The sequence below is a fragment of the Allobacillus saliphilus genome (assembly GCF_018138385.1).
Classification (GTDB): Bacteria; Bacillota; Bacilli; order Bacillales; family Alkalibacillaceae; genus Allobacillus; species Allobacillus saliphilus.
In genome coordinates this window covers 18743-30130 of sequence record NZ_JAGSIE010000036.1, presented here as the reverse complement: position 1 = coordinate 30130, position 11388 = coordinate 18743, and the positions used below count along the sequence as shown (strand labels likewise).

13 protein-coding genes, 1 pseudogene and 2 riboswitches are annotated in these 11388 nt (G+C 37.5%); of the genes and pseudogenes, 1 reads left to right on the top strand and 13 read right to left on the bottom strand.

What is annotated here, in order from left to right; all coding sequences use genetic code 11:
- Positions 1-374: 374 nt before the first annotated feature.
- From KC820_RS11385 to KC820_RS11370, 4 genes are all read right to left on the bottom strand, one after another.
- Complete coding sequence (locus KC820_RS11385) at positions 375-527, bottom strand: YuzK family famiily protein (RefSeq protein WP_186279531.1); 153 nt, start codon at positions 525-527, stop codon at positions 375-377.
- A 229-nt stretch (positions 528-756) separates the two neighbouring features.
- The gene (locus tag KC820_RS11380; protein WP_212371141.1) at positions 757-1629 is read right to left on the bottom strand and encodes a MetQ/NlpA family ABC transporter substrate-binding protein; all 873 of its coding nucleotides are present in this window, start codon (positions 1627-1629) and stop codon (positions 757-759) included.
- 17 nt (positions 1630-1646) lie between these two features.
- A complete protein-coding gene (locus KC820_RS11375) occupies positions 1647-2315 on the bottom strand; it encodes a methionine ABC transporter permease (protein WP_144087872.1) in 669 nt (222 codons plus the stop codon).
- A complete protein-coding gene (locus KC820_RS11370) occupies positions 2308-3333 on the bottom strand; it encodes a methionine ABC transporter ATP-binding protein (protein WP_212371134.1) in 1026 nt (341 codons plus the stop codon). Before KC820_RS11370 ends, KC820_RS11375 begins: the two co-directional genes overlap by 8 nt.
- Before the next feature lie 73 nt (positions 3334-3406).
- A riboswitch (SAM riboswitch) is annotated at positions 3407-3526 on the bottom strand.
- A gap of 97 nt (positions 3527-3623) precedes the next feature.
- Positions 3624-3731: riboswitch (SAM riboswitch) on the bottom strand.
- Between the two features lie 89 nt (positions 3732-3820).
- Here KC820_RS11370 and KC820_RS11365 point away from each other — a divergent pair.
- Positions 3821-4240: a TlpA disulfide reductase family protein gene (locus KC820_RS11365; protein ID WP_212371132.1), complete on the top strand. Its 420-nt coding sequence runs from the start codon at positions 3821-3823 to the stop codon at positions 4238-4240.
- Here the strand turns inward: KC820_RS11365 and KC820_RS11360 are convergent.
- The 9 genes and pseudogenes from KC820_RS11360 to KC820_RS11320 form a co-directional block, all read right to left on the bottom strand.
- Entirely contained in the window at positions 4221-4565 is a 345-nt protein-coding gene (locus KC820_RS11360) for a hypothetical protein (RefSeq protein WP_212371130.1), read from the bottom strand. The genes KC820_RS11365 and KC820_RS11360 overlap by 20 nt on opposite strands.
- Positions 4566-4576: 11 nt before the next feature.
- Complete coding sequence (locus KC820_RS11355; RefSeq protein WP_212371128.1) at positions 4577-4912, bottom strand: thioredoxin family protein; 336 nt, start codon at positions 4910-4912, stop codon at positions 4577-4579.
- On the bottom strand, positions 4909-5268 hold the full coding sequence (locus tag KC820_RS11350; RefSeq protein ID WP_212371126.1) for a ribonuclease M5: 360 nt from the start codon (positions 5266-5268) through the stop codon (positions 4909-4911). Before KC820_RS11350 ends, KC820_RS11355 begins: the two co-directional genes overlap by 4 nt.
- 70 nt (positions 5269-5338) lie before the next feature.
- Complete coding sequence (gene gcvH, locus KC820_RS11345; protein ID WP_212371124.1) at positions 5339-5725, bottom strand: glycine cleavage system protein GcvH; 387 nt, start codon at positions 5723-5725, stop codon at positions 5339-5341.
- 77 nt (positions 5726-5802) lie between these two features.
- Entirely contained in the window at positions 5803-6159 is a 357-nt protein-coding gene (locus tag KC820_RS11340) for an arsenate reductase family protein (RefSeq protein ID WP_144087877.1), read from the bottom strand.
- Between the two features lie 147 nt (positions 6160-6306).
- A pseudogene (locus tag KC820_RS11335) lies at positions 6307-6771 on the bottom strand (acyl-CoA dehydrogenase); the annotation flags it as partial.
- Positions 6772-6806: 35 nt separating this feature from the next.
- Complete coding sequence (locus KC820_RS11330) at positions 6807-9296, bottom strand: hypothetical protein (RefSeq protein WP_212371123.1); 2490 nt, start codon at positions 9294-9296, stop codon at positions 6807-6809.
- Positions 9293-9967 carry an ABC transporter ATP-binding protein gene (locus KC820_RS11325; RefSeq protein ID WP_186279532.1) on the bottom strand — a complete coding sequence of 225 codons (675 nt, stop codon included), beginning with the start codon at positions 9965-9967 and terminating at the stop codon, positions 9293-9295. Before KC820_RS11325 ends, KC820_RS11330 begins: the two co-directional genes overlap by 4 nt.
- Positions 9968-10031: 64 nt before the next feature.
- Positions 10032-10463 (bottom strand): hypothetical protein, encoded by a 432-nt coding sequence (locus tag KC820_RS11320; protein WP_144087880.1) that lies wholly within the window; start codon positions 10461-10463, stop codon positions 10032-10034.
- Between the last annotated feature and the right edge of the window lie 925 nt (positions 10464-11388).

Sequence of the window (11388 nt, the reverse complement as noted above, 5' to 3'; positions counted from 1 at the left end):
GAGTGCTCGTGCTTCGTGAAATGTCATCGAGAACGTGTATCGATACCCAAATGAGTGCTCGTGCTTCGTGAAATGTCGTTGAGAACGTGTCTCGATACTCAAATGAGTGCTCGTGCTTCGTGATATGTCATCGAGCGCGTGTCTTGATGGAAGCTTCAATAATTGTTCGGCTTCTGGGCTTGATAGGCACGCTCAACAACGGAAGTTTCAGTAATTACTTGGCTTCCGTGCTTGATAAGCTCTCTCTTCTACGGAAAACTACAGGATATTTTTCGCAAAACTCCCAGAAGGTTTTATGTAACCCAAAAATCCACCACCAAATTAAAGCAACTCCAACCAAAGATTTGGCCGGAGTTGCTTGATGATCTATTTTATTAACGGTGTACTTGTCGTTCAACTTCTGAAACTAAGTTGTTACACTTTTTATAATCATTCTCTCGCTTTTTTTCAACTTGTAGTCTTCGGTTGAGGTTCATACTGTACTCTTTATACCCCATTCCGTGAGATTGCTGCATGGACTTCTCCATATCCTCCGTGTAATTTAAGTCAATCTCATTGTCATTAATAATGAAAAATCATTCCTTTCGTCTTTGATGTATTCTAGAATATCACGAATGCTAAGGATTCAAAAATCCTTATATAGTATGTTTATCCACATGAAAAGGGGTATAAACATCTTATTTGATGTTATACCCCTCATTCTTATAATTCGTATGGATAACTGGATATTTCTCTCAGATGCTAAAGATTCAGTTTTTATTTAACGGGAACGACAGCACCTTCATACTTCTCTTCAATAAATGAAGTGATTTCTTCCGAACGGAGAACTTCCACTAATGTTTGAAGTGCTTCATTATTTTCATCTTCTGCACGTGCAGCGATAATGTTCACGTAAGGTGAGTCGGATTCTTCTATAATTAGTGCATCTTCCGATGGAACAAGCCCCGCTTGCATCGCATAGTTTGTGTTGATTGCGACTAATGCGTCTTCTTCTCTATCATAAAACTCAGGTAATAAAGCCGGTTCGATACTTGCATCGAATTCAAGATTCAGCGGATTTTCAACGATATCTTCAATCGTTGCACCATTTTTATTGACATCTTCGTCTAATTTAATCAAATCATTTTGTTCAAGCAAAGTAAGAACTCTTCCATGGTCGGCAACAGAACGACTTAGAAGTACGACTGTTCCTTCTTCCACATTATCAATACTTTCGATGTTCTTGGAGTAAATACCTAATGGTTCGATATGAATGCCACCAATATTCACGAAATCATAACCAAAATCTTCTTGTTGCGTTTCAAAGTAAGGAATGTGTTGAAAGTAGTTTGCATCTAGGGTGCCGTTATCTAAGTCTTCGTTCGGAAATACATACTCTTGATATGTTTCAATCGTCAAGTCAATACCTTTCTCTTTCAACAAAGGTTTCGCTTCTTCCAGCACCTCTGCGTGTGGCACACTTGTCGCTCCAACAACAATTTCGGTAGTTTCCTGATCACTAGCAGCTTCTTCACCAGATGAGTCATTGCTTTCAGTGTTACCATTATTCTCTTCTTCATCAGATGACCCACAAGCTGTTAATGCAACAACCAATGTAATTCCTAATAAAACCAATAATAATTTCTTCATGTTATTAAACTCCCCTTCTATCGTTTATCGATTCGTTTTGATACAAAGTCGCCAGCCCATTGAAAGATAAAGACGATGGCAACAATGAAGACGGTACACGCGAAAACTACGTCATTATTTCTTCGCTGGAAACCGTGCATATAAGCTAGATCTCCAAGACCACCTGCACCAATCACTCCTGCGATGGCTGTATAACCGATCAACGCAATTGCTGTAACCGTTAGGCCTCCAACGAGTGCTGGTTTCGATTCTTGCAACAAAACCTTGAAAATAATTGTATGAGTCTTAGCCCCCATTGATTTTGCCGCCTCAATTACCCCTTTATCTACCTCCTTTAAGGCAATTTCAACTAACCGTGCGTAAAACGGCGCCGAACCGATAATCAATGCCGGTAAAGCCGCTTTCGGACCACGGATGGTATCCATCAAAAAGTCTGTAAATGGAATGAGCAATAAAATTAATATAATAAACGGGATGGCGCGGAATACGTTAACGACAGTTGCCGTTATTCCATTAATCACCCGGTTGCTCCAAAGATTTCCTCGATCAGTCAAATAAAGCAATAAACCGAGAATGATTCCAAGAATAAAAGTGCCGATGACTGAAATAACCGTCATGTATAATGTTTCATAAGTTGCTGTCCATAAGTTCTCCATAATGACATTCGGAAATAATTCTTCAAGCATTTGTAACCACCTCTACTTCTACTCCCGAGTTGCGAATATAATTCATCGATGCTTCAATCACTTTTCGTTCGCCGTCCAGTTCAACGAATAATGTACCGTATGAGCCTTCCTGGGTTTGTGAAATTGAACCTTGAAGGATATTCACATAAACATCGAACTGTTTAGCGACTTCACTGATTAAGCTCCGTCTCGCCGTACCACCAACGAAGTGCAACTTCACTACTTCTTTGCTTTCATCTTCGGTAATGAAATCTTTTAGGCGTTCCGGGTCATGTTCAAGTGGCGATAATTGTTGAACGAATCGCTTCGTCGTTTTCTCTTTTGGATTGATGAACACTTCCAACACGTCCCCGACTTCAACAACTTTTCCTTGTTCCATGACAGCTACACGATGACAGATCTTTTGAATGACATGCATTTCATGCGTAATTAAAATAATCGTTAATTTTAGTTTTTTATTAATGGATACAAGTAAATCCAAAATATCATCTGTCGTTTCCGGATCGAGTGCGGATGTTGCTTCGTCACAAAGGAGCACCTCTGGATCGTTTGCGAGCGCACGAGCAATGCCGACGCGTTGCTTTTGCCCACCACTTAGTTGAGAAGGATAGCTGTTTTCCCGTCCTTTCAAGCCAACAAGCTCAATCAATTCATCCACTTTTTCTTTACTGCTCTGTTTATCCAACCCTGCGATTTCTAAAGGAAATGCAATGTTTTCATACACTGTACGTGACCATAGCAGATTAAAGTGTTGAAAGATCATTCCTATTTTTTGTCGTTTTTTACGCAAATCATTTTTTCCTAATTGAGTTAATGACTGCTGATCAAGTGTAATTTCTCCACTCGTCGGCTCTTCCAACCGATTCAACAGACGGACGAACGTACTTTTACCAGCACCGGAATAACCGATAACACCAAAAATTTCACCTTTTTCAATTTCCAATGAAACATCATCCACAGCATGAACAGTTTGATCTTTCATTTGAAAATGTTTTGAAAGCTTTTTAATCGATATCATGTAACTCCCTCTTTCGTTAGTAAATAAAAAAACCTTCCTGCATAAGAGAACAGAAAGGATTTGGGCTTTCGTTCCCTTATCTATCAAAGCATCCCCTGCTTTGCTGGAATTAGCACCTGTTGGATGATTTAAATGTCCATCCAGTGGTTGCCGGGCTTCATCGGGCCAGTCCCTCTGCCTCTCTTGATAAGAGTATATTTATCTAATTGTAAATTTAACGCGTTAAAGCGATACGTTGCTAACACATAAAAAAATCTCCCTTGCAAGAACAAGAAAGATACATTTACTCTCTCTTATCTTGCCATGCATTCAGCATGAACAGGAATTAGCACCTTTCGAATAAATTCGATGGTTGCCGGGCTTCACAGGGCCTTTCCCTCCGCCACTCTTGATAAGAAATTTTGCTATGCGATTTGTATTAATGTTAATATTATCATGAAGCGAATTGGTCGTCAATCGTATTTTTTAAAAAAGGGGGAAATATAAAATGAAAGCACCACAATTCGAACTACCATACTTAAATGAAGACCATACATTCTCTCTCGATGAAGTACTCGGCGAAAAAGTCGTTGTCCTAACTTTTTGGGTATCTTGGTGCCCAGACTGTGCACGTGACCTTCCGAAAAAAGAACAATTTTATAAAACGACGCGAAGTGATGAATTAGAAATGATTACGATCAATGTGACTGGCCGGGAACGTTCCGAAGAAGAAGCACTAAAATATCAAGAGCAATTCTTGACCCAGCCCGTTTTGAAAGATAACGGACGAGAAGTATATGACCTGTATGAATGCACCTCTGTACCGACAACGATTGTCATTGATAAAAATGGTGAGATTGTCGGGGAGTTCGGTGACAAAGCTGATTTTGTTGAGATTTTGCAGGTGATTAGTCAAGCAATTGCATAAGCAGTTCTAAATGAGCACTCCATATTGGATGGGGTGCTCTTTTTATGGAATGAGCGAGTTTAACGGAGGATTCATTAGCGGGTTGGCGTGGTTTATCGGCGGGTTTGCGACATTTATTGGCGGCTTTTTGTGATTTATCGGCGGGATGGCGATATTTATTGGCGGCTTTCCGCAGTTTATCAACGGCTTCGCACATTTTATCGGCGGCTACCTCGGGTTTTTCGATGGCTCCCTCGGATTTTTCGACGGCTGTACGCAGTTTTTCGGCGGCTTTCAATTTTTCCATAAAAAATACCGAACGTAAAGAGAATCCTTCGTTCGGCATGTCGAAATTCATTAAATTTTATTTTTCTCCGTCACTAAATACGGTCCGAGTTCTTTCAATAGGTATGGCACGGAATGAAATGTATAGATCCGGTCGACTGGCTGGCCGTCTTTAAACACCATTAAACATGGAACGCTCATAATGCTGTATTGTTGGAGAAAATCTGGTGCAGTCAGTCCGTTTAGTTCATAAAATTTATTGTCTTCCAGTGTGTCTTCTAGATAAAGAAGCATTCGCTTTGCTACTTTACATGTACCGCAAAAGGGGCTATTGATAAATAATATATGATACTGCTTTTTCTTTACTAAAAATTGCGCATTTTTTTCATTAATTACATTCATACTCATTCAAACCCTTTCAAAAAATCCACGTCGACGTTTATATCAGCTGCTTGCAAAATTGATGCTAACACGTACTCAGGTGTTTCTTCAACTTCACGATACTTTCGGTCGATATAAAGGTTCTGTGCATGAGAGATTTCTTGATTGAGTAATTTCCGTAGTTTAATTCCAGGTTCATCTTCATCTGTCAAAATAAACACATCACGAAAATCCAACTGATGCTCTTCAATCATTAAGTCCAAAGCATGTAAACCGAGGGTTCCAAACGTACACAAAACGAAAGCATCTTCCTCAATTACCCGGTTAATTTTTTTCTTATCTTGCTTTCCCTCTACGATAATTACCTTAGACAACTCATCCATGTATGATCACCAAATTTTATATTCATTACCTATGGAAAAAGCTGATCTTTATCGATCAGCTTCCAAGGTTCTATTCTTCTTCTTCTGTCATTTTTTGATATGCGTCAGCATCCATTAATTCTTCAAGCTGAGATGCGTCGTCTAATTCAACAACAACCATCCATGCTTGTTCGTATGGAGATTCGTTTACTAATTCAGGGCTGTCTTCTAATTCTTCATTCACTTCGACAACTTTCCCTGAAACAGGAGCGTATAACTCAGACACTGTCTTAACAGATTCAACACTGCCAAATGGCTCATCCAATTCTAATTCATCACCGACTTCTGGCAATTCAACAAATACAATATCCCCTAGTTCGTCTTGTGCGAATTCCGTAATACCGATTCGAACCTTACCGTCTTCATTTTTCACCCATTCGTGTTCTTTTGAATAACTTAATTCTTTTGGTAAATTCATCGTACGAGCCTCCTATAACCATTTAACTACTTATATTCTACTATATTTTTTGAATAGATAACACATTCTTGCTGTTTTTATTTCCACTCGGATTCAAATATCTCTTCTTTAAATCCAACTGTCGCTTTTTTACCATCCGTTACCAGTGGTCGTTTCATTAACATACCATCCGAAGCGAGCAGCTTGATTTTTTCATCGTCAGACATTTCCTCCAACTTGTCTTTTAACCCTAGTTCACGGTATTTCTTTCCTGATGTATTGAAAAATTTCTTTAGCGGTAAATCACTTTGTTCAATCATTTGCTTCAGTTCGGATTCACTTGGTGGATTGTCGACGATATGTACTGATTCATAAGTTACACCATTCTCATCCAGCCATTTTAATGCTTTACGACATGTACCGCATTTTGGATATTGATAGATCGTTACTGTCATCTGAAAACACCTCCACCGTTAGTTTAGCACATTTCTGATGACAGTTGGGAAGATGCAGCCTCCTCATCACGTCGTTTACATACAAACAGATAAAACCCCAGCAGAAGTTATTCCACTGAGGTTTCGGTAAGTCTAAAGAAACTTTCTTTACACTGTATACTTTTCTTCTTCAATTAATGTCTTCGCAATTTCTCGTTTCTTCTCAATCACGTTCGTTGGATCATGACGAGTTAGTTTACGAAGTGCACCAAGCATCATGCGTAGACTGTCTCCAGAGTCACTAGCAACCAATGTTTCTTTCGCATCTGCTTCGATGCTGTTGAATGCTTCTTGGACATACACTTGTGTGTAAAGTACTTTTTGTTTGTGTTTCTCTTCGCCGTCTTTGTTGATGGCTTTTTCGGTACGAAGGATGGCAGCTTCCATGTTGTAAATTTCAGCAGCCATGTCGGCGATATTCGCCAATAGCTCTTGTTCTTGCTCCAGTTTTTCTTGGAATTTCTGAGCAGCGATTCCTGCAGCCAACAACCCGATTTTCTTCGCATTTTTCAATAGGTAACGTTCTTGCTCAAGTGTTTCGTCACCAACTGGTTCAGGCATCATTGTTAACAAAATTATGTCAGGGAATTCACGATTGTTTGAATGTTTTATATATTCAGATATGACTTACTCGTTTTAATCAAAAGCATAAATAATACAACAAACAACAAAAAGACTGTAGCAACGCTCATTATGATCCAGCTCAATGAAAAGTCAAGATAAAGTAAAACCGCACAACTAATTGAACCGCCTATCATATAAGCAAAGCCTGCCCAAAGCGTCAGTTCATTCCTTATGTGCTTTTGAATCATTTTTTTAGACCAGCCTACAACGTGATACATCGTAAGTTCATTTTTTCTTTCTAGCATTAATGCTTTAAAAGACTCGCTTATACTTATAATCGCAATACCGAACGTTGCTAATAATATGAGTAGCTGCATTGTTTGGACAGTATCCATCGCAAACGTGCCGAGCGTTGTCTGTCTTGCCTCGATAAATGTTGATACTAATGAAGTCATTTGTATAACAATAAGGATTGTTGAAATAATCAATATACAAATAACCGGTAAAATCAGGTGGCGATAATGGAGTAGACTTGGAATAAATCTATAAGGCTCCACTCTGATTGATGGTTTACTATTATAATTAAATACAGCTAAAATCAATAAGCTTAGAATCGCCCAAAGTCCAATCAGACTCAACACGTGTGACTGATTGATCTGTTCAACTAAAATCATCAATAACCCTATACTGATTAAAAAGGCTACAGTCACTAACGTAAGCTGCTCTAAAAAGTTCCGTAGTTTTATTTTGTTTTTACTCCAACCTAGTTTACTTAATATATCGTTTTCTTCAGCAAATTGGTTTTTCTCGTAAAATAGTTTGGATATATACCATATAATCCCGAAAACTGCGAACAAAATAATACTTACTACTGCTAAGTAATTCCAGCCATCCACTAATGATTGGGCTGTTCCCAACGTAGTCCATGGTGCCGTTACCTGCCCGATCCCTTCAACATTCATTTCAACTTGCTGGAATGACGAACCAGCAACAATATCAACTTCGTAGCCTTCCTCAAGTAAGTCAATTGCAACTTGGTTAATTTTCTCTTGGGCCTCTTGATTATATGAATCAATATCAGCCACTTTTAAACGAATAGCATCAATCGGTTTGTCACCTTTAATAAATTCAGCAGCTTCTATTGTTGTTACGCCAGCTGCAGGTTGAGAGATAAAGCTGCCTGGTTTCGTTGTTGGTGTTAATTCCGTCCCATCCTTTGTCCGAACTTCTTTAGTTGTATAAATACCTAGGGGGCTGGATACCAATTGACCTTCATCTTTTTGTGGAGAAAACGTTCCAGTTTGCCATAACATAAATGGAACCTCAAAATTTTCTGCCTCAAAATAACTTTCACCTTTCTGTTCGACTCTTTTATAAGAAGGTGGTGATCCGTCTTCAATGATAGGAACATTGACACCTTTTCCATTAATTTGGTAATCTACTTTAGATGCAGTATAATATAATGAGGTATCGTTAGTTAAAGAACCACCCTCTCCCCACTTCACGGTGTACTCGTTCGTGATTTCAACATAGTTCCCATTGAAAGGGGACTGATATTCACTTAAATCGATTAAGTGCTCCTCTTTAGAAAGTACTGGTGTTACATTTAATTCATCGATCATCTGATTGATCATTTCATCATCATTCTCATTATAAAGGCTCATCAGATTTTCATGTGAATCCAAATTATATTTTCCCTTAAATTCAGGTAATGATAGTGATAAGTTTTCAACATTCAATTCAAAATAAAGCGATAAATTTAAATCACTACGCTGTATAACGGGAATAAGTTCAGGAATTCCACGAAACTTTAGTGATTGGATTAATAGAGTGGTTTCATGATCAAGTTCTTCTCGGTCCATTTCTAATAGACTTTCAATATCTTTATATTTGTTTAAATCAGTATAATCAATACCTGTTAGCTTGCCTTCACTCTCAATATCAATTCCCGTAAGCAAATAATAGTTCCTCGGTAGTTTTGCACCCATAAAACCAATCATTTTACCATCCGGCTGAAGATCTTCCGGTTTAACAATAAAATCAAAATACTCACGTTCTTTTCCATCCATATAATAGAAAGTAAATGGATCATCCAGAGCATAATTATTCATTCCATCTGATGTATAATAAGTCCATTCTATTTTTGCTGGGCTTTCCAATAATGGTAGACCTACTGAATTTGTGTTTCCCGTAAAATATCCGACGGAAGCGACAGGTGCAGCGATTTCAACATCTTCACTATTTTTGATATCTTCCCATTCTTTAATCGAAATCCCGCCAGAACTGTCACCAATATAGTTGGCCTCTACTACACCCAGTTCATGCTCGATAGGTGTTCGTGAGTCCTTGGGACGGACTAAAATATCGTATAAGCCTCTGCCGTGTTCTTCAATCGTCTGTTCAACCGCTAGCTTAGATTGCTGGGCATATTGAATACCTAAAGGAATTAAAACAAATACACATGTCATGGCAATGATTGTGAAGATCGAGCTGAACTTTCGATTGAAAATCCTTTTAAAAATCATACGAATCATTTGATCAACTCTTTATGTAGTAATTTACCATTGATTAATTGATAGATATTATCACTATACTTTGCTACTTCTTCATCATGAGTTACAAGAATAATTGTCTGCCCATTTTGTTTGAGAGACAATAACAAGTTTATGATTTGATTACGAGTGTCGGAATCCAGATTCCCAGTTGGTTCATCACATAATAAAAGATTTGGTTCTGCGATCAGAGCCCTAGCAATCGCTACTCTTTGTTTTTCACCACCAGAGAGGTCTTTAGGTAGCCTATTATATAAGTCTTCCTCTATACCAACTTCTACTAATAGCTTTCTAGCACGGGTAACCAATTCAGTTTTGGATCGATCTTGAACTAAAGGTAGAATGACATTATCCAATACGGAGTAATAAGGAAGAAGCTTAAAATCTTGAAAAACAAATCCTATGTTATTTCTTCTGAATTCACTCAAACTATTTTCATATAATTCATTAATGTTTATATCGTTAATATGGATTTTCCCTTCGTTAGGCTTTAAGAGTCCGGAAATACAATTAAGTAATGTTGACTTTCCCGACCCTGAGGGCCCCATGATTGTGCACCAAGTACCATTAGAAATATTTAAATTAACATTTTGTAAAATTACTTTATTATTAGAACCACTTTTAAAAGATTTTGATATATTGGCGATTTTCATCATTTCTTCCTCCTAAGAATGGATAATCATATAGCACCCTGCGACAGGGTGCTATATTAAAAACTTAATATCTTCGGAGTGTAATAGAACCTGATATATTTCCTTGTCCTGTTGAACTGCGTGCTTTAAAATAATCCGGCCATGTTATTTCAGTTCTGCTCGAAGGAAGAGAGTATGTTGTCGGAATAGTTTGAGTAGAATAAGATGTAAATGAAGTATCATTATAATGATACGATCCGTAACCATCCCTATATGTTACATAAAAGACATTAGACCTGTCATCTCCCCAATTAAGGTCTTTGGTTACACGTGCACTTGTCCCAGTTCTATTAACATGAACAGGAGACATATTATACTCGAATGGTATACTTGATGGGCTAACCTCTTCCTTTGCATTTGATTGTTTTTCTGCTTCAGCAAAAGAATTTTCAGTCGGGATCATAAGAACCATGCCAAAAGTGAGTAAACTAAAAAAGGTTATTTTTACAAATTTCATTTGATCACCTGCCCTACCTCATTTTTTCTGGATGTAATTTCCATTTATGTTTTCGTTTCCATTATATATTGAATTATCTGTTATTTTCAATGGTACTAAAGACATATTTTTAAATATATGGAATTTTATAAAATAAGAGGCTCTTCACGATTAATTGTGGGTGCAGCTTCCTATATCATCTAAATCTTTTCTAATACGGTAGCTTACACTCTAGAAGGATTATCGTGAGAAAATGGTTTTGATTTCGATAGCCTATAGGCTCTACATTTAAGAACTTTGATTTTGTTATTTGTTCTTTCCCTCGAGCCATTGGTTAGTCCTCAATTAAAAAGTTTAATATTGGACTCTTCCATTGAAGAAGTGTTTTAGCTGCTCTTGTAGAGCGGGAAATATTCCATATATGTACTTCTGATCCATTGTTTAAAAATAGCGTTCACCTCTTGAAAGTCTTTTGCTTCGAACGCTTTAACAATTCATGGAGTCTTGGTTGTTCTTCAAGAAGAAGATATTGTTTTCCAATTCATTATCCTTTAACTTACTAGGTAGGTGTTAAAATAACAAATCAAGAATAATTTTTAAAATCTACTTTTTTTAATGCTCACCACAACTTAGAGTGATGAACCTAAAAAGAGCCGATATCCCTTTTCTTTAGTGGTTTTTTGATTATTTGAATAAAGACATGAGATAGAACCACCTTTGCCATGTTTTAGAGCCACTTGTGACACAATTTTGAGGCATCATTGACATAGAGTGAGCCAAAATGATTGTCCTTGATATAGCAACACTTCCACCACCCTTGACCTATAAATATAAAGAGGTTGATACGGAGGAATTTGTGAGATTTATAAAATACTATTTTAATATGGGTGATACCTCAGAATTTGAAAATTGGTTGGATATAAAAAAATAATTCAATATTCCATGA